Origin of the sequence: Streptomyces sp. NPDC056628 (assembly GCF_042792555.1) — a bacterium.
Classification (GTDB): Bacteria; Actinomycetota; Actinomycetes; order Streptomycetales; family Streptomycetaceae; genus Streptomyces.
The window spans coordinates 53834-78353 of sequence record NZ_JBHTWG010000024.1 but is presented as its reverse complement, the minus strand read 5'-3'; the positions used below and the strand labels follow the sequence as shown (position 1 = coordinate 78353).

24 protein-coding genes, 1 tRNA gene and 1 pseudogene are annotated in these 24520 nt (G+C 72.8%); 13 read left to right on the top strand and 13 right to left on the bottom strand.

Features of this window, described 5'->3' with window-relative positions:
* Positions 1–4: 4 nt before the first annotated feature.
* The 4 genes and pseudogenes from ACFRAC_RS25295 to ACFRAC_RS25280 all read right to left on the bottom strand — a co-directional run.
* A pseudogene (locus tag ACFRAC_RS25295) lies at positions 5–418 on the bottom strand (Gfo/Idh/MocA family oxidoreductase); the annotation flags it as partial.
* Positions 415–1419, bottom strand: a complete 1005-nt coding sequence (locus ACFRAC_RS25290; protein WP_382928123.1) for a Gfo/Idh/MocA family oxidoreductase — start codon at positions 1417–1419, stop codon at positions 415–417. The pseudogene ACFRAC_RS25295 and the gene ACFRAC_RS25290, both read right to left, overlap by 4 nt.
* Before the next feature lie 50 nt (positions 1420–1469).
* Positions 1470–2246 (bottom strand): SDR family oxidoreductase, encoded by a 777-nt coding sequence (locus tag ACFRAC_RS25285; protein WP_382928117.1) that lies wholly within the window; start codon positions 2244–2246, stop codon positions 1470–1472.
* Positions 2247–2267: 21 nt separating this feature from the next.
* Positions 2268–3434 carry a phytanoyl-CoA dioxygenase family protein gene (locus tag ACFRAC_RS25280; RefSeq protein WP_382928112.1) on the bottom strand — a complete coding sequence of 389 codons (1167 nt, stop codon included), beginning with the start codon at positions 3432–3434 and terminating at the stop codon, positions 2268–2270.
* A 106-nt stretch (positions 3435–3540) separates the two neighbouring features.
* Between ACFRAC_RS25280 and ACFRAC_RS25275 the strand changes: the two genes are divergently transcribed.
* On the top strand, positions 3541–4569 hold the full coding sequence (locus ACFRAC_RS25275) for a LacI family DNA-binding transcriptional regulator (RefSeq protein WP_382928108.1): 1029 nt from the start codon (positions 3541–3543) through the stop codon (positions 4567–4569).
* 313 nt (positions 4570–4882) lie between these two features.
* On the opposite strand, the gene ACFRAC_RS25270 is transcribed toward ACFRAC_RS25275, so the two are convergent.
* A complete protein-coding gene (locus ACFRAC_RS25270) occupies positions 4883–6043 on the bottom strand; it encodes a Gfo/Idh/MocA family protein (RefSeq protein ID WP_382928099.1) in 1161 nt (386 codons plus the stop codon).
* A 134-nt stretch (positions 6044–6177) separates the two neighbouring features.
* Between ACFRAC_RS25270 and ACFRAC_RS25265 the strand changes: the two genes are divergently transcribed.
* Positions 6178–7182: a LacI family DNA-binding transcriptional regulator gene (locus ACFRAC_RS25265; protein WP_382928090.1), complete on the top strand. Its 1005-nt coding sequence runs from the start codon at positions 6178–6180 to the stop codon at positions 7180–7182.
* Here the strand turns inward: ACFRAC_RS25265 and ACFRAC_RS25260 are convergent.
* Complete coding sequence (locus ACFRAC_RS25260; protein WP_382928082.1) at positions 7172–7516, bottom strand: cupin domain-containing protein; 345 nt, start codon at positions 7514–7516, stop codon at positions 7172–7174. The two genes, ACFRAC_RS25265 and ACFRAC_RS25260, sit on opposite strands and share 11 nt — an antisense overlap.
* A gap of 321 nt (positions 7517–7837) precedes the next feature.
* Between ACFRAC_RS25260 and ACFRAC_RS25255 the strand changes: the two genes are divergently transcribed.
* Both ACFRAC_RS25255 and ACFRAC_RS25250 read left to right on the top strand, forming a co-directional pair.
* A complete protein-coding gene (locus ACFRAC_RS25255; RefSeq protein ID WP_382928077.1) occupies positions 7838–8089 on the top strand; it encodes a hypothetical protein in 252 nt (83 codons plus the stop codon).
* 42 nt (positions 8090–8131) lie between these two features.
* Positions 8132–8205, top strand: a tRNA-Pro gene (locus ACFRAC_RS25250).
* A 90-nt stretch (positions 8206–8295) separates the two neighbouring features.
* Here the strand turns inward: ACFRAC_RS25250 and ACFRAC_RS25245 are convergent.
* On the bottom strand, positions 8296–8712 hold the full coding sequence (locus ACFRAC_RS25245) for an ATP-binding protein (protein ID WP_382928072.1): 417 nt from the start codon (positions 8710–8712) through the stop codon (positions 8296–8298).
* Between the two features lie 143 nt (positions 8713–8855).
* Between ACFRAC_RS25245 and ACFRAC_RS25240 the strand changes: the two genes are divergently transcribed.
* Both ACFRAC_RS25240 and glpK read left to right on the top strand, forming a co-directional pair.
* Positions 8856–9623: an IclR family transcriptional regulator gene (locus ACFRAC_RS25240; RefSeq protein WP_382928055.1), complete on the top strand. Its 768-nt coding sequence runs from the start codon at positions 8856–8858 to the stop codon at positions 9621–9623.
* A gap of 39 nt (positions 9624–9662) precedes the next feature.
* A complete protein-coding gene (gene glpK / locus ACFRAC_RS25235) occupies positions 9663–11177 on the top strand; it encodes a glycerol kinase GlpK (protein ID WP_382928043.1) in 1515 nt (504 codons plus the stop codon).
* 23 nt (positions 11178–11200) lie between these two features.
* Here glpK and ACFRAC_RS25230 read toward each other — a convergent pair whose 3' ends face one another.
* The 6 genes from ACFRAC_RS25230 to ACFRAC_RS25205 all read right to left on the bottom strand — a co-directional run bounded on the left by ACFRAC_RS25230 (position 11201) and on the right by ACFRAC_RS25205 (position 17374).
* Positions 11201–12112, bottom strand: a complete 912-nt coding sequence (locus tag ACFRAC_RS25230) for an ABC transporter permease (protein WP_382928034.1) — start codon at positions 12110–12112, stop codon at positions 11201–11203.
* Entirely contained in the window at positions 12099–12896 is a 798-nt protein-coding gene (locus tag ACFRAC_RS25225; protein ID WP_382928023.1) for an ABC transporter ATP-binding protein, read from the bottom strand. Before ACFRAC_RS25225 ends, ACFRAC_RS25230 begins: the two co-directional genes overlap by 14 nt.
* A gap of 41 nt (positions 12897–12937) precedes the next feature.
* Positions 12938–14047, bottom strand: a complete 1110-nt coding sequence (locus tag ACFRAC_RS25220; protein WP_382928014.1) for an ABC transporter substrate-binding protein — start codon at positions 14045–14047, stop codon at positions 12938–12940.
* Between the two features lie 164 nt (positions 14048–14211).
* Positions 14212–14313, bottom strand: coding sequence for a putative leader peptide (locus ACFRAC_RS25215; RefSeq protein ID WP_382928005.1), 102 nt, complete (start codon positions 14311–14313; stop codon positions 14212–14214).
* An 83-nt stretch (positions 14314–14396) separates the two neighbouring features.
* Entirely contained in the window at positions 14397–16373 is a 1977-nt protein-coding gene (locus ACFRAC_RS25210) for an FAD/NAD(P)-binding protein (protein WP_382927998.1), read from the bottom strand.
* The gene (locus ACFRAC_RS25205) at positions 16370–17374 is read right to left on the bottom strand and encodes an amino acid ABC transporter permease (protein WP_382928402.1); all 1005 of its coding nucleotides are present in this window, start codon (positions 17372–17374) and stop codon (positions 16370–16372) included. The genes ACFRAC_RS25210 and ACFRAC_RS25205 overlap by 4 nt, the downstream gene beginning before the upstream one ends.
* Positions 17375–17938: 564 nt before the next feature.
* Between ACFRAC_RS25205 and ACFRAC_RS25200 the strand changes: the two genes are divergently transcribed.
* The 7 genes from ACFRAC_RS25200 to ACFRAC_RS25170 are packed head-to-tail and all read left to right on the top strand — an operon-like array spanning position 17939 to position 24438.
* On the top strand, positions 17939–19066 hold the full coding sequence (locus ACFRAC_RS25200; RefSeq protein WP_382927990.1) for an LLM class flavin-dependent oxidoreductase: 1128 nt from the start codon (positions 17939–17941) through the stop codon (positions 19064–19066).
* On the top strand, positions 19063–19578 hold the full coding sequence (locus ACFRAC_RS25195; protein WP_382927978.1) for a GNAT family N-acetyltransferase: 516 nt from the start codon (positions 19063–19065) through the stop codon (positions 19576–19578). Before ACFRAC_RS25200 ends, ACFRAC_RS25195 begins: the two co-directional genes overlap by 4 nt.
* Entirely contained in the window at positions 19575–20528 is a 954-nt protein-coding gene (locus ACFRAC_RS25190; RefSeq protein ID WP_382927972.1) for an ABC transporter substrate-binding protein, read from the top strand. The genes ACFRAC_RS25195 and ACFRAC_RS25190 overlap by 4 nt, the downstream gene beginning before the upstream one ends.
* A gap of 18 nt (positions 20529–20546) precedes the next feature.
* Positions 20547–21311: an amino acid ABC transporter ATP-binding protein gene (locus ACFRAC_RS25185; protein WP_382927965.1), complete on the top strand. Its 765-nt coding sequence runs from the start codon at positions 20547–20549 to the stop codon at positions 21309–21311.
* A gap of 36 nt (positions 21312–21347) precedes the next feature.
* On the top strand, positions 21348–22637 hold the full coding sequence (locus ACFRAC_RS25180) for a sulfite oxidase (protein WP_382927957.1): 1290 nt from the start codon (positions 21348–21350) through the stop codon (positions 22635–22637).
* 42 nt (positions 22638–22679) lie between these two features.
* Complete coding sequence (gene ssuE / locus ACFRAC_RS25175) at positions 22680–23237, top strand: NADPH-dependent FMN reductase (RefSeq protein WP_382927949.1); 558 nt, start codon at positions 22680–22682, stop codon at positions 23235–23237.
* Between the two features lie 46 nt (positions 23238–23283).
* A complete protein-coding gene (locus ACFRAC_RS25170; RefSeq protein WP_382927941.1) occupies positions 23284–24438 on the top strand; it encodes an LLM class flavin-dependent oxidoreductase in 1155 nt (384 codons plus the stop codon).
* Positions 24439–24520 lie beyond the last annotated feature (82 nt).

Here is a 24520-nt window from a genome sequence, read left to right as displayed (position 1 = left end):
GGGACGCCTCCGTGGAGACCGTGCCCGAGGACGCCGCCGCCCGGCCCACCTCGGCGGCCTCCTCGGCGTTGCTCGCCGACGGCTTCTCCGTCAGGACGTGTTGGCAGGCCGCGAGCACGGCCAGGTTCCACGGGCCGTGCAGGCCGTCGACGAGCGGGTCGTAGACGACCTCGACGGCCGGGTCGGCCGGCAGGTCCGGGTAGGAGGCGGCCATCCGTTCGACGCCGTGGGCGGCGGCGAACGCCTCGGCGCGGGACCGGTCGCGCGCGGCCACCGCCACGAGGCGGTGGCCGGTCGCGCGGGCCGGACCCACGAGGCGGTGGCCGCGCGCACGGGCGGGACCCACGAGGGCGCGCTCGGTGATGCGGACCGGACCCAGGACGCCGACGCGCACCGGTTCGGGTCCGCGCCCGGTCACCCCTGCCGCACCTCGTCGATCGTCACCGGGCGGTGCTCGCGCAGCGACAGCGTGCACGCGTCCGCGATCCAGCCCGCCTCCAGGGCGTCCTCGACCGTGCAGGGGGAGGGCCGGGAGCCGGCCACGACCTCGGTGAACGCGGTGAGTTCGGCGCGGTAGGCGTCGGTGAAACGGTCCATGAAGAAGTCGTGCGGGGTGCCCGCGGGGAACGTCACGCCGGGCTCCACCGAGCGCAGCGGCAGCTTGTCCTCCAGGCCGACCGCGATGGAGTCCGCGAAGCCGTGGATCTCCATACGGACGTCGTAGCCGCGCGCGTTGTGACGCGAGTTGGAGACCACCGCGATGGTGCCGTCGTCCAGGGTGAGGATCGCGCCGGTGGTGTCGGCGTCGTTCGCGTCCGCGATGTACTCGGCGCCCTTGTTGCCACCGACCGCGTACACCTCCGCGACCTCGCGTCCGGTCACCCAGCGGATGATGTCGAAGTCGTGCACGGAGCAGTCGCGGAAGATGCCGCCGGAGGCGGCGATGTACGCGGCCGGCGGTGGCGCCGGGTCCAGCGTCGTCGACCGTACGGTGTGCAGCTCGCCCAGCTCACCGGAGCGCACGGCGGCCCGGGCGGCGACGAAGCCGGCGTCGAAGCGCCGGTTGTAGCCGATCTGGATGGGCACGTCCTTGTCCTGGACGGCCTTGAGGACCTGGACGCCCTCACTCATGGTGCGGGCGACGGGCTTCTCGCAGAAGACGGGTACGCCCGCCTCGACGCCGGCCAGGATCAGCGCGGGGTGGGCGTCGGTCGCGGCGGCGACGACGATGCCGTCCACGCCCGCCGACAGCAGGGCCTGCGGCGAGTCCACGACCTCGGCGCCGAACCGTTCCGCGGCGGCCTTGGCGGCGTCCGCGAACGGGTCGGTGACGACGAGGGAGTCCACCACGTCGAGCCCCGCGAGGGTCTCGGCGTGGAAGGCGCCGATACGGCCGAGGCCGAGGATTCCGATACGCATGCTTCAACTTCCTTGTCGAGCAGGGTGAGTGAGGAGGAGGAGGCGCGCCGCTAGTCGAGGCCGCCGAGGACGTTCTGGTCCCAGTCGATCACCGATCCGGTGACCACACCGGACCGCTCCGACAGCAGGAGCACCACGAAGTCGGCGATCTCGTCGGGCTGTCCGAGCTTGCCCATCGGCAGCTTCGCGGCGGCCCGCTCCCGCCAGTCGTCCGACGCGGCGTGGAACGTCCGCTGGGTGACGTCCTCACCCTCGGTCGCCGTCCAGCCGATGTTCAGGCCGTTGATCCGGACCCGGTCCCAGCGGTGCGCGTGCGCGGCGTTGCGGGTGAGGCCCACGAGACCGGCCTTGGCGGCGACGTACGGCGCCAGGAACGGCTGCCCGCCGTGCGCGGAGGACGTGATGATGTTGACGACGGTGCCGGGCGCCCCGCGCGCCACCATGTCGGCCACGGCGGCCTGCATGGCGAAGAACGGCGCCTTCAGGTTGATCGCGATGTGCTGGTCGAACAGTTCGGGCGTGGTGTCCAGGAGCGTGCCCCGGGACGTCAGCCCCGCCGAGTTGACCAGGCAGTCGATCCGGCCGTACGCGGCCACGACCTCGGCGACCGAGGACCTGGCCCGCTCGGCGTCCGCGAGGTCGGCGCGGATGAACAGCGCCTTGCCCCCGGCGGCCGTCAGTTCGGCCACCAGGGCCTCACCGGGGTCCGCGCGGCGCCCGGTGACGGCCACGACCGCCCCCTCGCGCACGGCGGCCCGGGCGACGGCGGCACCGACGCCCTGACTGCCGCCGTTGACGAGGACGACCTTGTCGTCGAGAAGTCCCATGGGTGTTCCGGGTCCTTTCAGTCAGCTCTTGCGCCGCTCGGCGCCGGCCCGCAGCTCCGCGCGCAGCGCCTCGGGTGTCCGGCCCGCGGCGAGCGCCCGCCGCACGACGTCCGCCTGGGACGGCGGGGCCAGCCCGTCGACCGGCGGGTCGTTGTCCAGGTTCGTGGGGAACGGGTAGCCCTCGGCGCTCGCGGCGATCACGTTCTCCGCCCAGGTCGCGCCGGCGCCCTCGGCGACCCGGTCCAGCAGCACGGGGTAGACGGCGTTGGCCACGGCCTCGCGGTCCACCGTCTCCATGGCCCGCCCGAACGCGGACGACACCTGCAGGAGGTTGGCGGTGCGCCGGATGTCCGCCGAGCGGTTGGTGCCGGCGGCGTGGAACAGCGCCGGGTTGAAGAAGACCGCGTCGCCCTTGGCGAGCGGGAGCTGCACGTGGTGCGCCTCGAAGTACTCCTGGAACGCGGGCAGCCGCCAGGCCAGGTAGCCCGGCTCGTAGCGCTGCGAGTGGGGCAGGTACATCGTCGGTCCGGACTCCACCGGCATGTCGCAGTGCGCGACGGCGCCCTGGAGGGTGAGCGCGGGGGACAGCGTGTGCACGTGCGCCGGGTAGGCGGCCGCGGCCTCGGCGGACAGGAAGCCCAGGTGGTAGTCGCGGTGCGCGGTCTGCGCGGCGCCGCCCGGGTTGACCACGTTCACCTGCGAGGTGACCTGGTAGCCGGGACCCAGCCAGGCCGTCGACACCAGGGCGAGCATGTCGTTGGCGTAGTAGTCGGCGAACGCGGCGGGATCGTACAGGGCTGCCTTCTCCAGGGCGTTCCAGACCCGGTCGTTGGCGCCGGGCGGGGCGAAGTGGTCGCCGGCGGCGGTGCCCGCGGCGCGCTGCTCGGCGATCAGCGCGTCGAACACCGCGGTGAGCCGGTCGACGACCGCCGGGGCGGGGAAGGCGCCCTCCAGGACCACGATGCCGGGCCCGTCCGCGAGGGCGCGCACCAGCTCGGCCCGCACGTCCCGCGGGTCGCCGGCCGCGCGCAGGCGGTCGCTGTCGTACACGAGGACGCCCTGCTCCACGGCACGGGCGTACGGGTAGTCGGCGCGATCCGTGGTCCGTTCGACCAGCTCACGGAAGTCCGCGAGGTCGCAGTCGCGCTCGGACAGCCAGGCCGGGCGGTGCGCGGAGGTGAGAGACATCGTCGTCCTCTCGATGACAGGGGCGGCTCAGTGATGTCATTCTTGTCCTGACAATACCCTCGAACAACCAGCAGGAAGCCATCAAAAACCCCTCAGGAGCCGTCGCATGGGCCATCCCTTCCCGATCCGTGAGATCGCACGTCAGGCGGGTCTGAGCGAGGCCACGGTCGACCGGGTCCTGAACGGCCGCAAAGGCGTGCGCGAGAGCACCGCGCGCGAGGTCCGCCGGGCCATCGCCGACCTGGACCGCCAGCGCACCCAGGTCCGCCTCCAGGGCCGTACCTTCATGGTCGACATGGTCGTGCAGGCCCCGCAGCGGTTCACGACGGCCGTCCGCGCGGCCCTGGAGGCCGAACTGCCGTCCCTGCACCCCGCCGTGGTGCGCTCCCGCTTCCACTTCCGCGAGACGGGTCCGGTCGCGGAACTGACCGGCACGCTCGACCGCATCGCCCGGCGCGGCTCGCAGGGCGTGATCCTCAAGGCCCCGGACGTCCCCGAGGTCACCGCCGCCGTCGCCCGGCTCGTGGACGCCGGCATCCCGGTCGTCACCCTGGTGACGGACCTTCCCGCCACGGCCCGTCTCGCCTACGTGGGCATCGACAACCGGGCCGCGGGCGCCACCGCCGCCTATCTCATGGGCCAGTGGCTGGGGGACCGGCCCGGCAATGTGCTGACCAGCCTCAGCAGCGGGTTCTTCCGCAACGAGGAGGAGCGCGAGATGGGCTTCCGCAGCGCCATGCGGAGCCTGCACCCAGAGCGCACCCTCGTGGAGATCGCCGAGGGGCACGGACTGGACGCCACCCAGTACGACCTGGTGCGGGCCGCGCTGGAACGCGACCCGGACATCCGCGCCGTCTACTCCATCGGTGGCGGCAACATCGCCACCCTGCGCGCCTTCGAGGACCTTGGACGCGAGTGCGCGGTGTTCGTCGCCCACGACCTCGACGGGGACAACACCCGGCTGCTGCGCGAGCACCGGTTGTCCGTCGTGCTCCACCACGACCTGCGGCACGATCTGCGCGAGGTGTGCCACGTCGTGATGCGGGCGCACGGCGCGCTGCCGCCGGCCGGCCCGACGGTGCCGTCGGCGATCCAGGTGGTGACGCCGTACAACATGCCGGCGCCCGTCGGGTGACGGACGGGGGACCGGGCCGGGCGTGCAGTACGGCGGGGAGCCCGAGGCGGTCGCCGTGTTCGCGGCGACGGTCGCCGCCCTCGGCGCCGCCGGCCTCGCGGTGGTCCCCGTCCTGGCCCGGCGCCCCTGGCCGCGTGACACGGCGGGACCGCCGGAGGGCTTCCGGCTGTTCAACCTCGACCTCACGGTGACGGTGGTGGTGTTCGTCGCCGGCGTGCCCCTCGCCCAGGCGGCCGTGTGGCTCTGGCTGGTGACGGCGCCCGTCGAGGTTGCCGTCGGGAGGCGCTCCCTGAGGGCGCGCCGAGGCGCGCCCTCAGTCCTCCGCCGCCACGTCCACCCAGGTGCCGCTGCCCGCCGAGCGCACCATCGCGTCCAGTACGGCCGCGCTGTGCACCGCGTCGTCCAGGGTGGCCCCGTACGACGTGCCCTCGGCGATCGAGCGCAGGAACCGGTACGCCTCGACGACCTTGAGGTCGTCGTAGCCCATCGCGTTCGCCGCACCCGGCTGGAACGCGCCGAACTCGCCGTCACCGGGGCCGACGTGGACGGTGGCGACCGGCTGGTCCTGGTAGGCGGTGCCGCGGCTGACCCTCAGCTCGCCCATCCGCCGGAAGTCCCAGAACACCGCGCCCCGTGTGCCGTGCACCTCGAAGCCGTAGTTGTTCTGCTCGCCGACCGAGACCCGGCAGGCCTCCAGCACGCCGCGCGCCCCGGAGGCGAACCGCAGCAGGCAGTTGACGTAGTCCTCGTTCTCGACCGGGCCGAGCTCGCCGGTCGCGAGGGTGTGCCCGGCGGTGGCGCCGGTCGGCCGGGCCCGCTGGGGGACGAAGACCGCGGTGTCGGCGGTCAGGGAGGCGATGTCACCGAGCAGGAAGCGGGCGAGGTCCACGCCGTGCGAGGCGAGGTCGCCCAGCACGCCGCTGCCGCCGCGCTCACGCTCGTAACGCCAGGTCAGCGCCCCCTGCGGATGGGCCGCGTAGTCGCTGAACAGGCGGATGCGCACATGGGTCACGGTGCCGATGTCACCGGACGCGATGAGGTCGCGGGCGGTCTCGACGGCGGGCGCGTTGCGGTAGTTGAAGCCGACCGCTGAGCGCACCCCGGCCCGTGCGGCCGCGTCGGCCACGGCCCGGGCGTCCCCGGCGGTCAGCCCGACCGGCTTCTCGATCCACAGGTGCTTGCCGGCCTCGGCCATTGCCACGCCGATCTCCCGGTGCAGGAAGTTCGGCGCGGTGACGCTGACCGCCCGGACGCGCGGGTCTGCGGCCACCTCGCGCCAGTCCCGGGTCGCCGAGGCGAACCCGAAGCGCGCGGCGGCCTCCTCGGCCCGGCCGGGCACCTCCTCGGCGACGGTCACCAGCTCCGGGCGCAGGGGCAGGTCCGGGTAGTGGTGCGCGAGGCGGGCGTACGCCTGTGTGTGCACGCGCCCCATCCAGCCGAATCCGACGACGGCGACGCCGAGCGTGTCCACCATTGCAGCCCCTCATTGGACCGGTCCATTCTCTGTCGGGGCCACCTTCGGTCGCCGCCGTGACCGGTGTCAACCCCTCTTCCCGCGCGGCGTCCGCCTTTGACAAGCACCCTGAACGCGTGGAACGGTCCATCTCCATGAGACCCCCGACCATCCGCGACGTGGCCGACCGCGCCGGCGTCTCGAAGTCGCTGGTCTCGCTGGTGCTGCGGGGCTCCGAGCAGGTGCGCCCGGAGAAGCGCGAGGCCGTCCTGCGCGCTGTGCGCGAGCTCGGCTACCGGCCCAACGCCGCCGCGCGCAGCCTCAGCGAACAGCGCACGCGCACGGTCGGTGTCCTGCTGAACGACCTGCGCAACCCCTGGTTCGTCGAACTCCTCGACGGCCTGAACTCCCTGCTCCACGACAACGGCCTGCACATGCTGCTGGCCGACGCCCGCCTCAACCGGCGTACCGGCCAGGACCCCGCGGGCCCGCTGCTGGACCTGCGCGTGGACGGGCTGGTCGTGGTCGGCACCCTGCCCGATCCGGCGGCGCTCGCCGAGGCGGCCGAGCGGCTGCCGGTGGTGGTCGCCGGGGCGCGCGAACCGGCGCCCGCGGGGGTGGACGTGGTGGCCAACGACGACGAGCGCGGCGCCCGACTGGTCACCGAGCACCTCATCGGCCTCGGCCACCGGCGCATCGCGCACATCGCGGGCTACGGGGCGGTCGGCGAGCTGCGCAGGCGCAGCTTCGAGGCGGTGATGCGCGAGCACGGCCTGGCGGACGGGGCGGTCGTCGAGGGCAGCGACATGACCGAGGAGGGCGGCTACCGGGCGACGGTCCGGCTGCTGAGCCGTGCGCAGCGGCCGACGGCCGTCTTCGCGGTCAACGACATCTGCGCCATCGGCGCGCTGTCCGCGGCCGAGGAGTCGGGGCTGCGGGTGCCGCACGACCTGTCGGTGGTCGGCTACGACAACACCAGCATCGCCCGGCTCCGCCACGTCTGGCTGACCACCGTCGACAACGCGGGCTACGAGGTCGGCCGGCGCGCCGCCCGGTGCCTGCTGGACCGGTTCGCCGGCACCGGGGGAGCGGGCGGGGTCCGGCTCGCCGCGCCCGCGCTGGAGATCAGGGGCACCACGGGCCCCCCGCTCACAGAGTGATCGCGTACGCCTTGCGCAGCGTCTCGTGCACGGTCCACGTCGTACGGTCGCCCTCGCGCAGCACGGCCATGTCACCGGGCCCGACCCGGAGCGTCGGGCCGCCCTCGACCTCGATGGTGGCCGATCCCCGGACCACGACGAAGAGTTCGTCGGCCTCGGTGTCGGTGACCACGCCCGGCGTGATCTGCCAGATGCCCCGCACCTGACGTCCGTCGGCGGACTCCCACACCACCTTCCCGGTCACCTCGGGCGTACCGGAGACGATCTGCTCCGGGGCCAGGGGCTCGGGTTCGAGCTCGGCGTCGGGGATGTGGAGAGCGAAGCTGTGCGTCATGCGGCCGACCCTAGCCGGGGGCGGTGACCGTCCGGTCCGTACACAGTGTGGGGTGGCGAAGGTGCCGGACGGACACTCCGTCGTGCCCGAGGCGCCGAGGGGGCGAGACCGGGCGAACGGCGTCAGGGCGCCTGGACCACGTCGACGCACCCGAGCGACCCCGGCCTGCCCGTCATATGAACCGTCCTGTCATATGTGCGGATGGTCCGAAGTGGGTTGTACGACGGTCTCGCGTATTGTTGCGTCATATGCCCGCTGTGACGCGTGGCTGCTTTCGGGAGACCGGGGGCCGGTGAGGTACGGGTGAAGGGGGAGCGGGACGTGGTGGCACTTCTCGCGCTGGTGGCGGTCGTCGCCTTCATGGCGACGGCGGGTCTGCCGTGGTGGGTGGTCGCGCTGGTGACCATGTTGATGGCGGGGTTCGTCGGGGGCATGTCCTGGAGTCCCGGCCGGGGGCGGCACGGCAGCGTCCCCCGGGGTCCGGCGGGCCGACCCGCGCACCCCATGGCCGACCGGGATGCGGCCGCGCCCTCGGACGAGGCGTCCGTCGGCGCCGCGCCGCCCATGCGGTAGGGTTGACCTGCGTGATCACACGGTTGCCCGTGTGGTGGACACCGGGACGTGGCGCAGCTTGGTAGCGCACTTGACTGGGGGTCAAGGGGTCGCAGGTTCAAATCCTGTCGTCCCGACGGTGTGCGGGGCCTTCGCGGGCGGCAGTCCGCGGGGGCCCTTTCGCATGGCGGGCGCCGCGGGGCCGGCCCTCCTCGTGGTGTCACCCCCTAGTTCACCCGCAGCTCCGCCCATCGGCACGTGCCGCCGGACTGCACCCGCACCCCGCAGCGCTCGGCCAGCGTGCTGACGATCTCCAGACCCCGGCCGTGCTCGTCCGGGTCGACGGCGGACGGCGGGGCGGCGGGACCGGTGTCGGTCACCTCGACGCGGACCGCCACGCACGCCTCCCCCCGGTCGCGGGAGACCCGCAGGGTCGCGGGCGGCAGGGCGTGCACGATCGCGTTCGTGACCAGCTCGGAGACCACCAGCAGGACGTCCGCGGCGGCGTCCGCCGTCAGGTTCCAGTCCGCCAGCACGCCGCGTACCCTGCGGCGTACGCCGCCCGCGGTCTCCGGCGCGTGCGGCAGGCTGAAGACGTGCTCGACTTCCCCCTGGGGCGCGGCACACGGCAGCGCAGTGATCATCGGTCCTCCTCCTCGGGGAAAGCCCTCCGGTAAAAGCTGGGTCGATAAAAACGGTAGAAAGGTAAGCAGACCCGGTCAACGAACCCGAGTCGGCATTACCGAACGACAGTCCCCAAAGGGGTAAATCGGACTAGGCTCATGCCATGGCCGGCCCCGTCCAGTCCATCGAGCGGGCCGCGGCGATCCTCCGGCTGCTCGCCGGCGGCTCCCGGCGGCTGGGACTCGGCGAGGTCGCCTCCTCCCTGGGCCTCGCCAAGGGCACCGCCCACGGCATCCTGCGCACCCTGCAGCACGTCGACTTCGTCGAACAGGACCCGGCGACCGGCAAGTACCAGCTCGGGGCGGCGCTGCTGCACCTCGGCACCAGCTACCTCGACGTCAACGAACTGCGGTCCCGCTCGATCAACTGGGCCGACGCCCTCGCCGCCCGCAGCGGTGAGGCCGTCCGGCTCGGCACCCCCCTGGAGGGCAGGGTGCTCGTCATCCACCATGTCTTCCGGCCCGACGACACCCTCCAGACCCTGGACGTCGGCGCGCTGCTGCCGCTGCACGCGTCCTCGCTCGGCAAGGTCCTGCTGGCCTTCGGCGCCGCCCCCGTCGAGCAGCTGCTGGAGACCGCCCTGGAGGCGTACACCCGGCACACCCTGGTCCACTTCGCCGACCTCCACCGCGCGCTCGCCGAGATACGGGACCTGGGATGGGGCGCCGAGGTGCAGGAGATGAGCATGGGCGAGGCCGGGATCGCCGCGCCGATCCGAGGGCAGGGAGGGCTCGTCGTGGGGGCGATCGGCGTGTCCGGCGCCGTCGAGCGGATCTGCGACACCAAAGGCCGGCCCCAGCCGGCGCTGATCACCGTGCTGCGCGAGGCGGCTCGCGCGATCTCCAGGGACCTCGGCGCGGCCCGCTGGTAGGCCGGGGCACCCCACGACACACCGGAAGGAGGGCCGATCATGGTGGAGCGGTATGTGATGTCCATCGACCAGGGCACCACCTCCACCCGGTGCATCCTGTTCGACCACGGAGGACGGCTGGTCTCCGTCGCCCAGCGCGAGCACCAGCAGTACTTCCCGCAGCCCGGCTGGGTCGAGCACGACGCCGTCGAGATCTGGCGCAACCTCCAGCGCGTCGTCCCCGAAGCCCTGGCCAACGCCCAGGTGGCACCGGACCAGATCTCCGCCATCGGCATCGCCAACCAGCGCGAGACGACGGTCCTGTGGGATCCGCGCACCGGCGTCCCGCTGGGCCGGGCGATCGTCTGGCAGGACACCCGCACCGCCCCGTTCGTCGAGGAACTGCGCCGGGACCCGGGCGACGACTTCTTCCTCGACCACTGCCTCCTGCCCCCGTCGACCTACTTCTCCGCGCCCCGCATCCGCTGGCTGTTCGACCATGTCGACGGACTCGAGCGGCGCGCCCGGGACGGCGAGGTGCTGTTCGGCACCATCGAGAGCTGGCTGATCTGGAACCTCACCGGCGGCACGGACGGCGGACTGCACATCACCGACGCCACCAACGCCGGCCGCACCATGCTCATGGACATCCGGACGCTCACCTGGGACCGGGCGCTCATGGACTTCTTCGGGGTGCCGCGCACCATGCTCCCCGAGATCCGCTCCTCCGCCGAGCGCTACGGCGAGGCTCGCGCCGTGCTGCCCGGCGTCCCCATCACGGCCGCCCTCGGCGACCAGCAGGCTGCCCTGTTCGGCCAGACCTGCTTCTCACCGGGCGAGGCGAAGTGCACCTACGGGACCGGCAGCTTCCTGGTCATGAACACCGGCACCGACCTCGTGCGCTCCGAGCACGGGCTGCTCACCACGGTCGCCTACAAGATCGACGATCAGCCCACCGTCTACGCGCTGGAGGGACCGATCGCCGTCACCGGCTCCCTGGTGCAGTGGTTCCGCGACCGGCTGGGCCTGATCCACAGCGCCCCCGAGATCGAGACGCTGGCCCGCACCGTCGAGGACAACGGCGGCTGCTACATCGTGCCCGCGTTCTCCGGCCTGTTCGCCCCGCACTGGCGCAGCGACGCCCGGGGCGTCATCGTCGGCCTCACCTCCTACATCACCAAGGGGCATCTCGCCCGGGCCGTCCTGGAGGCCACCGGCTGGCAGACCCGCGAGGTCGTGGACGCGGTGAACGCCGACTCCGAACTCGCCCTGAAACAGCTCAAGGTCGACGGCGGCATGACCTCGGACAACCTGCTCATGCAGATCCTCGCCGACGTCCTCGACGTCCCCGTCGTACGGCCCCTGGTCGCCGAGACGGTGTCGCTGGGCGCCGCCTACGCGGCCGGGCTCGCCGCCGGGTACTGGCCGGACCTGGCGGTCCTGCGCCGCAACTGGCACCGGGCCGCGCAGTGGCTGCCCGACATGGACGCCGAGCGCCGGGAGTGGGAGTACGAGTCCTGGCAGCATGCCGTCGAGCGGTCGCTCGGCTGGGTCCGTGCTCCCCGGCGCCCGTGAGCCCGCGGGGCGCGGGCCCCGCGTCAGCCGCTGACCAGCAGGCCCCGGCCGCGCAGCACCCGGCGCTCCAGCGGGCTGAAGATCAGCAGGTCGATGGCGACACCGACGAGCAGGATGAGGAGGATCGCCAGGAACACCTGGGACATGCTGCTGTTGTTGCGGCCGTTCTCCAGGAGCTGGCCGAGGCCCACGCCCAGGTCGGGGGAGGAGGCGATGATCTCCGCGGCCATCAGGGACCGCCAGGAGAACGCCCAGCCCTGCTTCAGACCCGCCAGATAGCCGGGCAGCGCGGCCGGCATCACCACGTGCCTCGCCTCGCGCAGCCCGGTGGCGCCCAGGGTGCGGCCGGCCCGCAGGAACAGCGGCGGGATCTGGTCGATGCCCGCGACGAGCCCGTTGGCGATCGAGGGCACCGCGCCCAGCAGGATCACGGCGTACATCATCGAGTTGTCCAGGCCCAGCCACAGCACGGCGGGCGGCACCCAGGCCACGGACGGCAGCGACTGCAGTCCGGACAGGACCGGGCCGATGGCGGCCCGGACGAACCGCACCCGGGCGACCAGCAGTCCGAGCGGGGTGCCGATCGCGAGTGCCAGCAGGAATCCGAGCAGGCCGCGCGAGACCGACGTCCAGATGTAGTCGAGCAGGGTGCCCTGGAGCCAGGCGTCGCGCACCTCGCCCCACACCTCGGACGGCGAGGGCAGCTTGTAGGCGGGGACGACCTCCGCCCAGACGAGCACCTGCCACACCGCCAGCACCAGCGCCACCGCCGTGACCGGCGGCAGCACCTTGCGGATCAGGGTCTCGCGCAGCGACGTCCGGCGGACCCGCACCGAGTCCAGGGCGTCGAGCCCGGCCTCCAGTCCGGCCAGGTCCTCGGTGTCGTTCTTGCCGGTGTCGACCTTGGTGTCGACGCCGTTGTCAGTGCCGGCCATGGCGGCGGATCTCCCCACGCAGTTCTTCGGTGATCTCGGCGGACAGTTCGGCGACCGCGGTGTCCTCGATGCGGCGGGGCTGCGGGATGTCGACCGTCCACTCCCGGGCGACGCGGCCGGGGCGGGAGGACAGCAGTACGACGCGCTGGGCGAGCCGGACGGCCTCGCGGACGTTGTGCGTCACGAACAGCACGGACACGCCGGTCTCCCGCCAGATGCGGGTGAGTTCGTCGTGCAGGACGTCCCGGGTGATTGCGTCCAGCGCGGCGAACGGCTCGTCCATCAGGAGCAGGCGGCTGTCCTGGGCGAGGGCCCGTGCCAGGGCGACGCGCTGGCGCATGCCGCCGGACAGCTCGTGCACGCGCTTGCCGTACGCGCCCTTCAGGCGGACCAGCTCCAGCAGTTCCTCGGCGCGTTCGCGCCGCTGGGCCTTGGCCACGCCGCGGAGTTTGAGGGCGAGTTCGATGTTCTTGCCCGCGGTGAGCCAGGGGAACAGGGCGTGTTCCTGGAACATCAGGGCGGGGCGGCCGTCGGTGGTGAGGGTGCCCGCGCTGGGCCGGTCGAGGCCGGCGACCAGGTTGAGCAGGGTGGACTTGCCGCAGCCGGAGGCCCCCAGGAGGGTGACGAACTCGCCGGGGGCGACGTCGAGGGTGATGTCGTCGAGGACGAGCTGCTGCCCGCCCGGGCCGGCGAAGGACTTCGAGACGTGCTCGATCCGGGCGGCCCGGGGCGCCGGCGCGGCGTCCTCGGCGACCTTCTCGGTCGTGGCCGTCGTGGTGGCCATGGTCGTCACCTCCTGGGGACTGAACGGATGCGGTGGTGCGGCTACTTGACGCCGAGACCGGCGTCGTCGACCGAGTCCTTGCCCTCGGCCTTCAGGACCTTGTTCAGCGGACGAAGGTCGTAGATGCCCTTCAGGTCGGTCTCCTCCAGGAGGCCGGACGCCACCGAGTGCTCGGCCTGGGTGTCGAGGGTCGCCGCCAGCGGGTCGTCGAGGAAGGTGACCGACTTCCACGCCGGGTCGAGCACGTTCGCGGGCAGTGCCTTGCCGGAGAGCTTCTCCAGCGCCTTGTTCGCGGACGCCTTGGCCTGGTCCGGGTTGGCGTTGATCCACTCGTTGGTCTTCACCGAACCGCGCAGCACGGCCTCGACGACGTCCGGGTGGTCCTTCAGGAAGCTCTGCGACACGATGATGTTCGTGATCACGAACTTCTTGTCGGGCCACAGGTCGGACTCGTCCAGGAGCACCTTGGCGCCGTCGGCGACCAGCTTGGAGGCGGTCGGCTCGGGCACCCAGGCGCCGTCGATCGAGCCGGACTTGTAGGCGTCCGGGGTGATCTTGTTGTCGGTGCGGACGACGGACACGTCGCCCTTGCCGCTCTCGGCGTCGACCTTCCAGCCCTGCTCGGAGATCCAGTTGAGCAGGGCCACGTCCTGGGTGTTGCCGAGCTGCGGGGTGGCGATCTTCTTGCCCTTGACGTCCTTGAGGGACTTGATCTTCTTCGGGTTCACGACGAGCTTGACGCCGCCGGAGGCCGAGCCCGAGATGATCCGCAGGTTCTTGCCCTGCGCCTTGGTGTAACCGTTGATGGAGGGGGACGGGCCGATCCAGCCGATGTCGATCGAGCCCGAGTTGAGCGCCTCGATCTCGGACGGGCCGGCGTTGAAGGTCGACGGCTGGATCTTCGTGCCGCCGAGCTCCTTCTGGAGCAGGCCCTCCTGGACACCCACCAGGGCGGTGGCGTGCGTCAGGTTCGGGAAGTAGCCGATCTTCACCGTGTCGGCGGAGAGCTTCTTGGCGTCCGCCGCGACCTCGGGCTGCTTGCCGTCGTCGTCGGAGGAGTCGGCGCCGTAGCCGCAGGCGGTCAGCAGCAGGGGAAGCGCCGCAATGACGGCGAAGGTGCGCAGGGTGGTGAGCGGGCGAGCGGCAGACACGGAGGTGTCCTCTCAGGGATGAGTGAGCAGGAAAGGGCGGCGGCGCGCACATCGCGCGCCGCGGCGGAGCGCCGGCGCGCACATCGCGCGCCGCGGCGGAGCGCCGGCACGGACGGTGCCGGCGGGGGTGACCCAGGATGGTGAGGACAGGTCCCGCGCGGGCGTCAGCGGTCCCGACAGATGGCGCTGGACGTGCGGGCGAAGTCGATGTGCCGCCGCGAGGTCAGCAGCGGACGGCACAGGTCTGCGTGGTCACGCGTGCTCATGGCCCCCACCCCGCAGATCCATAGTTTTCCTACCTGGTTGATGGGGATCGTGGCAGAAGGCGGGCGCTACCCCAAGAGGCTTTTCATATGATGGACACTTCCTTCTCGCCATCCGAGATGTCGCAGCTCGCGGGGGAGGCGCGCAGGGCGCGCAGAAGAGCGCGTGCGACAGCGTCGTTCTGCCGGAAACCGGGCGCGTCCGTGCGGGGACGGGCGAACGCGGCGACGGCACGGCTGTTGGTCGGGGCGCCCAGCGCGATCCGGCGCGGGTGCGGGCCGCCCAGGGACGGGTCGAGGACGTGGCCGTCCGTGGGAACGACGGCCAGCAGGCCCGAGCGGTGCCGGTGCCCGGCGTCGGAGACGACCTCCTCGGCCAGCGCACCCGCCCGGTACAGCCCTTGCAGCAGCCGGTCCTCGGTCCGCTCCAGGCTGGGGCCCGGCAGATACGCCTCGATCAGGGCGTCCGCGCGGACGACGTGACCGGGCACCGTGGGGCTGGACGCGGTGAAGGTGCCGGTCTCCTCGTCGGTGCCGATCGAGACGCCGGCGCCCAGGAAGCGGACGACACCGGCGCGCGAGAGGGCCAGCAGCTGCCGCAGCCGGAAGCCGGGCGGCCCGGAGGCCAGGAAGCTGAAGAACCCGTGCCACCAGCCGTCCAGCTCCGTGGCGAGGGACCGCGCGGTCAGCCGTCCGGCGGCGACCAGGCGCGGCAGCTGCCCGTACACCGAGAGCAGGGCGTGGAACGCCCCGAGGTCGGCGCTGTACGCCGGGTCCTCGCGGCGGGCGACGTCGGCGGCCACGTGGTCGCGCAGATGTTCCTGGAAGGCCTCCGCCGTAGTGAACGCGAGACCGTCCAGGGGGTGGTCGAGCGCCTCGAAGTCCAGCCGGTCCGCCGGCTCGGGCACGGCCCGGGCCACGAGGGCGCTCATGGCGTCGTCGTACCAGCCCAGCCGGTCGTAGGCGGCGGCGAACTCCGCCCAGGGCAGCGCCGTGCGCTCGGGGTGGGCGTGGAACAGCTCGTGGTAGTGGCCGAACCCGATCTCCTTGGCCATCAGCGGCCACACGTCGCGCCGCAGCTCCAGGGGGCGGCCCTCGGCGAGCAGCGCGTCGACGGCCGCGGGCCCGAAGTGGCGGGGCAGGGGCGGTCGCGGTCCCTGGAGCCGGTAGCGCGTCTTCGAGTGGTACGGCACCCCGCGCCGTGAGCCGACGTGCAGCACCGGCTCGCGACCGGACGGCACATAGGTGAGTGTGCCGTCGGCCTCGGTGCGGAAAGCGCCCCCGCGGCCCTCGGTGAGCAGCGACACCAGGTCCACGAAGGCCAGACCGAAGCCGCGCAGGACGACGTGCTCGCCGGGCCGCAGCGCGGACAGGTCGGCGTCCGAGGAGAACGCGGGCGGCAGGTGGAAGCGCCCGTGGCGGCGGGCGAAGTCCGCGTGCTCGCGGTGCCCGGCGTCCGGTGCCGAGCCGAGGTGCCCCTGGGCCAGCACCACGAGGTCGGCGACGAGCGGGGCGGAACGGCCGGCCAGATGCACGTGCTGCGGCCCGTCGGGCGGGCCGGTGACGGCGGTCGCGGTGGTGCGGTGCCACTCGACCGTGATCCCTGACGGGAGTTCGGTCAGCACGCGGCGGAACACCCAGTCCAGATAGGCGCTCTGGGCCCGCCGGGTGGGGAAGTCGGAGCCGGCGAGCTCCCGCAGCTCTGCCAGCACGTCCGGGTCGGCGGGCTCGGCGTACGGCGCGTGCCGCGGCTGCCGCCCGGAGAACTGGGCGGCCCATTCGGCGAGCGACGGCCCCGGCCGCACGGGCCCGTCGATGGTGGAGGACTCGTCGGTGAACATGGTGACGTCCTCCGCCATGGAGTTCATCCGCAGCAGCGCGGACTGCTCCTGGCGCCAGATACGGCCGGGCCCCGGCGGGTGCGGGTCGACCAGATGGACGCGCAAACGGTCGCCCTCGCCCCACAGTTCGGGGGCGTTGGCGGCGATGCGCTCCAGCAGTCCCGTGGCGCGGGGTCCCGCGCCGACGACGACCAGGACCGGTGTCGAGGAGTCCGCGCTCACCGGTCACCGCCGATCACCGGACGGGCGTCGGACGCCGTCGCCGTACCCAGCCGGCGGCGCAGCAGGCGCAGCCGGTCACGCGCCCGCTGCAGCGGAGTGGGCAGCAGAGCACGGGAGTTGCCGCGCGCGTAGTACCGCTCGACGTAGAACTGCCCCGCGCCGAGCACCGTCGTGACGGCGATGTACCAGAGCGTGGCGACCATGAGCAGCGGGATGATCTGGTACGTCTGGTTGTAGATCAGCTGCACCGAGTACAGCAGGTCGTGCACGGCGAGCACACTGACGATGCTGGTGCCCTTGAGCGTGCCGATCAGCATGTTCCCGGCGGTCGGCACGATCGAGCGCATCGCCTGCGGGACGACGATCCGCCGCAGCGTACGGCCCCTGCTGAGCCCGAGCGCCTGCGCGGCCTCCGTCTGCCCGGCGTCCACGGACAGGATGCCGCCGCGCACCACCTCGGCCGCGTACGCGCTCTCGTGCAGAGTGAGGCCGATGACGGCGGTGAGCGTGGGACCGAGCAGGTTGACCGTCTTGACGGTGACGAACTGCGGACCGAAGGGGATGCCGAGTCCGAGCGCCGGGTAGAGCGCGCCGATGTTGAACCAGAACAGCAGCTGCACCAGCAGCGGAGTGGACCGGAAGATCCACACATAGCCCCAGCTCAGCGTGCGCAGCACCGGGTTCGCCGACAGCCGCGTCACCGCGAGCACGGCCCCGAGCGCGAAGCCCAGCACCATGACCACGGCGGTCAGCCACAGGGTCAGCAGCAGCCCGTCGAGCACGGCGGTCGTGGTGAAGTACCGGCCCACCACGCCCCACTGGAAGGCCTCGTTGCGGACGACGGAGTTCACCACCATCGCGAACAGCAGCAGAGCGAGCGCGGCGGTCAGCCACCGGCCGGTGTGCCGGCGCGGCACGATCCTGGGTTCGGCGCCCGGAGGACCGGACGTGCCGGGGCTCTTGGCGGCAGGGAGGGACGAGACGTCGGGCGAGGTGACCATGGAAGGGCTCTCCGGGAGGGAGGGAACGCGGGCGTGGGTGACCCCCGCGGCACGCACGGGGGTGCCGGGGGTGTCCGGTGTCGTCACGCTCGCCGCGTCCCTCAACGCGGCCGGAGAGGCTGCCGCACAGCGCACAGCCGGTCCGCCGTCGATCGTATGTGCCCCTGACGTCGCCGTGTCAACAGGGCGGCGACGCACGGGCCCGGCCCGGTCCGGCATACGGGCGCTGCTTGACGGACCGGACGATGTACTGCTCAATGGTGCGCATGACTGCCCAGCAGCGCTTGGTCACGCGCGATCACATCGACTTCGGTCGGGTGTGGTCCGCGGCGTGTTGCGCCTGACGCGGCAGCGGGCCGTCTGACCGGCCCTTCCCTCCCTCGGTGACCCCGTCGCGGGCCGAGCTCTCCTCTCACGCGCGCTGCCGCAGCTCCTCCTGAACCGACGTCCGTCGTCGTCACGCCCGTATCCCCGCCGTCCACCTGACGGCTCCTCACCCGCGCGCCGCCGCAGGGCAGTTCCCCATGCCCGCCGGCCGCCGCCCGCGCTGAAAGGCACCCCTCCATGCCCGTGGAGTTCCTCGGCATCGCCGCCACCAACGACGGATCCGAAACCACACCGCGCTCCGGCCCCGCGTTCGACAAGGACTACACGCTCCGGCTCGCCCGCGCCCACGAGGAGCACGGCTGGGACCGGGTGCTGTTCGCCTACGGATCGGGATCGCCCGACCCCGCCCCGGCCGCCGCCTACATCGCGAGCCACCTGGAGCGCCTCCAGATCCTCCTCGCCCACCGGCCCAACGTCTCCTACCCGACGTTCGCCGCCAAGACGTTCGCCACCCTCGACCAGATCAGCGACGGCCGGCTCACCGTGCACTTCATCACCGGCGGCAACGACCACGAGCAGGGCCGCGAGGGCGACACCCTCACCAAGGACGAGCGGTACGCCCGCACCCGGGAGTACATCCGGATCGTCAAGAAGATCTGGACCACCCGCGAACCCTTCGACCACGAGGGCGAGCACTACCGCTTCCACGACTTCGTCAGCGACGTCTTCCCCGTCCAGCGGCCCCGCCCCGGCGTCTCCTTCGGCGGCTCGTCCCCGGCGGCGTACGCGGCCGGCGGCGCCGAGGCCGACGTCTACTGCCTGTGGGGCGAACCCCTCGCGAGGACCGCCGAGCAGATCGAGCACGTCAAGGCCGCCGCCCGGGCTGCCGGCCGCACCGACGTCCCCCGCATCCAGGTCGCCTTCCGCCCGATCATCGCGCCCACCGAGGAACTGGCCTGGGAGAAGGCGCACCGCACCGTCGGCGCCATCCGCGAGCGCCGCTCGTCCGGAGTCGTCCGCCACCACCGCGGCGACACACCCGAGAACACCGGCTCCCAGCGGCTCGTCGCCATCGCCGAGGCCGGCGAGCGCTACGACAGCGCCCTGTGGACCCCGACCGCCGCCGCCACCGGGGGAGCGGGCAACTCCAACGCCCTGGTCGGCACGCCCGAGACGGTCGCGCAGGCTCTCCTCGACTACTACGACCTCGGCGTCGACATCCTCTCCGCGCGCGGCTACCACCTGCTCGACGACGCCATCGACTTCGGCCGCCACGTCATCCCGATCGTCCGCGAGGAGGTCGCCAAGCGCGACGCCGAGCGCACCGCCCGCGGGACCCACACCCTGGCGGCGGTGACCGGATGACCTCCGCCCCCGAACTGACCGTCGTGCACGTCCCCGTCTCCGACCCGCGCGTCAGACCCCTCCTGCGCGAACTCGTGCACGAGTACTCCACGCGCTACGGCAAGGACGCGCACGCCGAGATCACCCGGTACCCCGACGAGGAGTTCACCCCCGCCCACGGCGGCCTGCTCCTGCTGCTCCTGGAACGCGGCGAGCCCGTCGCGGGCGGCGCCTTCCGCCGCCACGACGCCACCACGGCCGAGCTCAAGCGGATCTGGACGCACTCCGCGCACCGCCGCCGCGGCCTCGCCCGCCGGGTCGTCGCCGAACTGGAGCGCGAGGCCGGCGAGCGCGGATACCAACGGGTGTACCTGACCACCGGGCCCCGCCAGCCGGAGGCGCGCGGCCTCTACCTCGCCACCGGCTACACACCGCTGTTCGACACCCGGGCCGACCCGGAGACCATCGGCCCGCTGCCCTTCGAGAAAGACCTCACCGCGCCGGAACACCCCGGAAAGGCCCAGGACCAGTGACACTCCGCCCCCTCGGCACACGGCTGCGTGCCACCGCCGCCCTCGCCCTGCTGCCCCTGCTCACGCTGACGGCCTGCGGCTCCGGCGACAGCGGCGCGGCCGCCGTGGGCGCCCAGGGCTCGCCCGCGCCCACCGACGACCCGGTCGCCGCCGTCCGTGAGGTGGACTCCGTCGCCGCCCTGCTGCCCGCGGACGTCCGCGAGGCCGGCACGCTCAAGATCGGCAGCTCGATCGGCTTCCCGCCCGGCGCGTACTACCCGAACGGCACCGACAAGGCGCCCGCGGGGCAGGACATCGACCTCGCCGACGCCGTGGCCAAGGTCCTCGGCCTGAAGCTGGAGCGGCAGGACGCGTCCTTCGAGACGATCCTGCCCGCCCTCGGCAGCGGCAAGTACGACGTCGGCACGGGCAACTTCGGCGTCACCAGCGAACGCCTGAAGACCATCGACTTCGTCACCTACATCAACGACGGCCAGGGCTTCGCCGTGAAGGACGACAACGGCACCCTCACCAAGAAGGTCACCGACCTGACCCAGCTGTGCGGGCTGACCATCGGCACCGGCGCCGGCACCACCTTCGAGGCCACCCTGACCGCCCAGAAGGACGTGTGCGCCAAGGCCGGCAAGAAGCCGTACGACGTGAAGGTCTACTCGGAGAACGCCGCGACCCTCACCGCGCTCCAGCAGGGCCGGATCGACGTCATCATGTCGACCATCAACGGACTGCGGTACCAGGCGGCCCAGCCCGCCTCCCACACCCGCTTCCTCGGCGAGTACCACCGCCTCGACGTCGGCTTCGCCTTCAAGAAGGGCTCCCCGCTGACCAAGGCGTTCCGCGCCGCCGTCGACCGGCTCATCGAGGACGGCACCTACCGGCGCATCCTCGCCAAGTGGGGCACGACCGCCTCCGCGATCGACGCCTCGCGCATCAACCCGCCCGAACACGCCTGACAGGCCCGGGGAGGACCCATGAGCGACGTCATGATCGACGTCCACCGCGTCCACAAGAGCTTCGGGCCGCTGGACGTCCTGCGCGGGATCGACCTGCGGGTCCGGGCGGGCGAGGTCACCGTGATCCTCGGCCCGTCCGGCTCCGGCAAGTCGACACTGCTGCGCACCATCAACCACCTGGAGAAGGTCGACCGGGGCTGGATCAGCGTCGACGGCGAACTCGTCGGGTACCGCCGCGCGGGCGACAGACTGCACGAACTGAAGGAGAAGGACGTCCGGCGGCAGCGCACCCGCATCGGGTTCGTCTTCCAGAACTTCAACCTGTTCCCGCATCTGACCGTCCTGGACAACCTCGTCGAGGCCCCCGTCTCCGCGCGGCGCGTACCGCGGGCCACGGCGGTGGAGACGGCCCGCCGGCTCCTCGACCGGGTGGGCCTGGCCGACAAGGCCGACGCCTATCCCCGTCAGCTCTCCGGCGGCCAGCAGCAGCGCGTGGCCATCGCCCGCGCGCTCGCCCTGGAACCCAAGGTGCTGCTCTTCGACGAGCCGACGTCCGCGCTCGACCCGGAACTCGTCGGCGAGGTCCTCGACGTCATCAAGGACCTGGCCGGCACGGGCACCACCATGGTCGTCGTCACCCACGAGATCGGCTTCGCCCGCGAGGTCGCCGACACCGTGGTGTTCATGGACGACGGACTCGTCGTCGAACAGGGACCTCCCGGCGCCGTCCTCGACGCCCCCCGGCACGAACGCACCCGCGCCTTCCTGTCCAAGGTCCTCTGACCCGTCCGCCCCCCGCCCCTTCGAGGAGGACCCGCCATGATCCCGCCCGGCACCGCCCCGGCCGCACCCGCCGGCCGGCTCGACGAGACCGCCTACGACCGCCGCAGACTGCGCCAGTGGCTGGCCGGTGACGCCAGAGCGGACGGCGTCAGCAGGCGCCGCATGCTCACCCTGCTCGCCGCCACCGCGGCCGTGACCGCCCTGCCCGCGCCGCGAACCGCCCACGCCGCCGCCGGACCCATCGTCAAACCGCTGCCGCCCGAGTGGTTCATCCAGCGCGGCACCAACGCGGAGACCCGCTGGGAGGCACTGCGCGGCACCGGCCACCACACCCCCAACGACCGGTTCTTCGTCCGCAACCACACCGCCACCCCCGTCCTGGAGGCCGCCGACTGGCGGCTGCGGCTGTGGGGCGGCGGACTGCGCGGCACCCCCGCCGAGGACCGGCCGGTGGAGTTCGGCTACGACGACCTGCGTGCCCTGCCGTCCGTCACCCGGACCGCGTTCGTGGAGTGCGCCGGCAACGGCCGAAGCCACTACACGACCCAGCAGGGCGAGACGGTGAGCGGCACCGCCTGGACCCTCGGCGCGATCGGCGTGGCCCGATGGCGCGGGGTCCGCCTCGGCGACGTCCTGCACCGCGCCGGACTGTCCCGGCACGCCGTGGACGTGCAGCCGCGCGGCCTGGACGCCGAGTACGTCAGCGGGGGCGAGAGCCTCGGCCGGGTGCGCAGGCCGCTGCCGCTCGCCAAGGCCCTCGACGACGTCCTGCTCGCCTACGAGATGAACGGCGAGCCGCTGCCGTACGACCACGGGTATCCGGTACGGGTCCTCGTGCCCTCCTGGGTGGGGATCGCGTCCATCAAGTGGGTCGGTGACATCGAGGTGTCCGCGCAGCCGCTGTACTCGCCCTGGAACACCACCTTCTACCGGCTGTTCGGGCCCGCCCACCCGCCGCAGGGCAGCGCCCCGCTGACCCGGCAGACCCTCAAGAGCGCCTTCGAGCTGGCGAGCGGCGCCACCTTCGCGGCCGGACGCGGCCATGTGCTGCACGGCCGGTCCTGGTCGGGCGCGGGCGGTGTCGCACACGTCGACGTCAGCACCGACGGCGGCGCGACCTGGCGGCGGGCCGACCTCCACGACCGGCCGCGCGCCGGCACCTGGACCCGCTGGTCCGTCCCCTGGCGGCCCACCGGCCGCGGCGCGACCCACCTGCTGGCCCGCGCCACCGACACCGCGGGCCGGCGCCAGCCCGACGTGGCCGTGCCCAACACCCAGGGTTACCTGTTCGACGCGGTGGTGCGCCACCCGGTGACCGTGATCTGACCGCCGACCGCGTACCCCGCCCCACCTCCGAAAGGTCCCCTCATGGCCACCGTCCTGTCCGTCTCCGGTAGTCCCTCCGCCACCTCACGCACCGCCCGGCTGCTGCGCCTGCTCGACGACCGGCTGCGGGCCCAGGGGCACGAGGTGGTCCCGCTCGACGTCCGTACCCTGCCGGCCGAGGCGCTGCTGCACGCCGACTTCGCGCACCCGGCGATCGTCGAGGCCACCGCGCTGTTCGAGCGGGCGGACGGCGTCGTCATCGGCACCCCCGTCTACAAGGCCGCCTACTCCGGTCTGCTGAAGGCCCTGCTGGACCTGCTCCCGCAGTACGCCCTCGCGGGCAAGACCGTCCTCCCGCTCGCCACGGGCGGCAGCACCGCCCACGTCCTGGCCATCGACTACGCCCTGCGTCCGGTCCTCAACTCCATGGGGCCCGCCCACATCACGCCCGGCTGGTTCACCCTCGACAAGGACATCACCGCGGCCGACGACGGCACGCTCACCGTCGCGCCGGCCTCGGCCGAGGCCCTGGCCCAGGTCACCGACCAGTTCTCGCTCGCCCTCGGCGGACGGCCCGCGGTGCTGGCGGCCACCGGCTGACCCCCGCCCGTCCCGCCGCGACGCCCACCACGATCGGAGAACCCCCGTGCCGCCCCTCACCTTCCACTGGTTCCTGCCCACCAACGGCGACAGCCGCCATGTTGTCGGCGGTGGTCACGGCAGCCCCGCCACGGCCTCGGGCCGCGACCGGCCGCCGTCGATCGCCTATCTCAGCCGGATCGCGGGCGCCGCCGAGGACCTGGGCTTCGCCGGAGCCCTCACGCCCACGGGCGCCTGGTGCGAGGACGCCTGGCTGACCACCGCGATGGTCAGCCAGCACACCGAACGCCTGAAGTTCCTGGTCGCGTTCCGGCCCGGCGCCGTCTCACCGACGCTCGCCGCGCAGATGGCGTCCACCTTCCAGCGGCACACCGGCGGCCGGCTCCTGCTCAACGTCGTGACCGGCGGCGAGAGCCAGGAGCAGCGCGCCTACGGCGACTTCCTCGACAAGGACGACCGCTACCGCCGCACCGGCGAATTCCTCCAGATCGTCCGGGGGCTGTGGGAGGGCGGGAGCGTCGACCTGGTCGGGGAGCACCTCCAGGTCGAGGACGCGAGGCTCGCCCGGGTGCCGGACCCGGTCCCCGAGGTGTACTTCGGCGGTTCCTCGCCCCTCGCCGGGCAGGTCGCCGCCCGGCACGCCGACGTCTATCTCACCTGGGGCGAACCGCCCGCCGCCGTCGCGGAGAAGATCGCCTGGGTGCGGGAACTGGCCCGCGGGCAGGGCCGTGAGCTCCGCTTCGGCATCCGGCTGCACGTCATCACCCGGGACTCCGCCGAACAGGCGTGGGCCGAGGCACGGCGGCTGCTCGGCGGCTTCGACGCGGAGACGATCCGGGCCGTGCAGGCCGGGCTGGCCCGCAGCGAGTCCGAGGGGCAGCGGCGGATGCTGGCCCTGCACGGCGGCCGCGCGGACGACCTGGAGATCCACCCCAACCTGTGGGCGGGCATCGGGCTGGTGCGGGGCGGCGCGGGCACCGCGCTGGTCGGCAGCCACGACGAGGTCGCCGAGCGGATCGGGGAGTACCACCGGCTCGGCATCGACGAGTTCGTGCTCTCCGGCTATCCGCATCTGGAGGAGGCGTACTGGTTCGGGGAGAACGTGCTGCCGCGGCTGGCGGCGCGCGGGCTGTGGACGCACCCGTTCCACGGCGCCCGGGCCGCGGCGCCGGCCGCCCAAGTCCCCTTCGCGGGGCGGTGAGCGGCGGGATCGAGACACGTTCCCTAGAATTCCTATCGAATTACTAGGGAAGTGTTGACCCTGGTCCGTGGCGCGAGTGAGG

Bases quoted from the DNA above. Each gene is read 5' to 3' on its own strand.
- ACFRAC_RS25290 (WP_382928123.1), bottom strand. From the start codon at position 1,419: ATGCGTATCGGAATCCTCGGCCTCGGCCGTATCGGCGCCTTCCACGCC.
- ACFRAC_RS25285 (WP_382928117.1), bottom strand. From the start codon at position 2,246: ATGGGACTTCTCGACGACAAGGTCGTCCTCGTCAACGGCGGCAGTCAG.
- ACFRAC_RS25280 (WP_382928112.1), bottom strand. From the start codon at position 3,434: ATGTCTCTCACCTCCGCGCACCGCCCGGCCTGGCTGTCCGAGCGCGAC.
- ACFRAC_RS25275 (WP_382928108.1), top strand. From the start codon at position 3,541: ATGGGCCATCCCTTCCCGATCCGTGAGATCGCACGTCAGGCGGGTCTG.
- ACFRAC_RS25270 (WP_382928099.1), bottom strand. From the start codon at position 6,043: ATGGTGGACACGCTCGGCGTCGCCGTCGTCGGATTCGGCTGGATGGGG.
- ACFRAC_RS25265 (WP_382928090.1), top strand. From the start codon at position 6,178: ATGAGACCCCCGACCATCCGCGACGTGGCCGACCGCGCCGGCGTCTCG.
- ACFRAC_RS25260 (WP_382928082.1), bottom strand. From the start codon at position 7,516: ATGACGCACAGCTTCGCTCTCCACATCCCCGACGCCGAGCTCGAACCC.
- ACFRAC_RS25245 (WP_382928072.1), bottom strand. From the start codon at position 8,712: ATGATCACTGCGCTGCCGTGTGCCGCGCCCCAGGGGGAAGTCGAGCAC.
- ACFRAC_RS25240 (WP_382928055.1), top strand. From the start codon at position 8,856: ATGGCCGGCCCCGTCCAGTCCATCGAGCGGGCCGCGGCGATCCTCCGG.
- glpK (WP_382928043.1), top strand. From the start codon at position 9,663: ATGGTGGAGCGGTATGTGATGTCCATCGACCAGGGCACCACCTCCACC.
- ACFRAC_RS25230 (WP_382928034.1), bottom strand. From the start codon at position 12,112: ATGGCCGGCACTGACAACGGCGTCGACACCAAGGTCGACACCGGCAAG.
- ACFRAC_RS25225 (WP_382928023.1), bottom strand. From the start codon at position 12,896: ATGGCCACCACGACGGCCACGACCGAGAAGGTCGCCGAGGACGCCGCG.
- ACFRAC_RS25215 (WP_382928005.1), bottom strand. From the start codon at position 14,313: ATGAGCACGCGTGACCACGCAGACCTGTGCCGTCCGCTGCTGACCTCG.
- ACFRAC_RS25205 (WP_382928402.1), bottom strand. From the start codon at position 17,374: ATGGTCACCTCGCCCGACGTCTCGTCCCTCCCTGCCGCCAAGAGCCCC.
- ACFRAC_RS25200 (WP_382927990.1), top strand. From the start codon at position 17,939: ATGCCCGTGGAGTTCCTCGGCATCGCCGCCACCAACGACGGATCCGAA.
- ACFRAC_RS25195 (WP_382927978.1), top strand. From the start codon at position 19,063: ATGACCTCCGCCCCCGAACTGACCGTCGTGCACGTCCCCGTCTCCGAC.
- ACFRAC_RS25185 (WP_382927965.1), top strand. From the start codon at position 20,547: ATGAGCGACGTCATGATCGACGTCCACCGCGTCCACAAGAGCTTCGGG.
- ACFRAC_RS25180 (WP_382927957.1), top strand. From the start codon at position 21,348: ATGATCCCGCCCGGCACCGCCCCGGCCGCACCCGCCGGCCGGCTCGAC.
- ssuE (WP_382927949.1), top strand. From the start codon at position 22,680: ATGGCCACCGTCCTGTCCGTCTCCGGTAGTCCCTCCGCCACCTCACGC.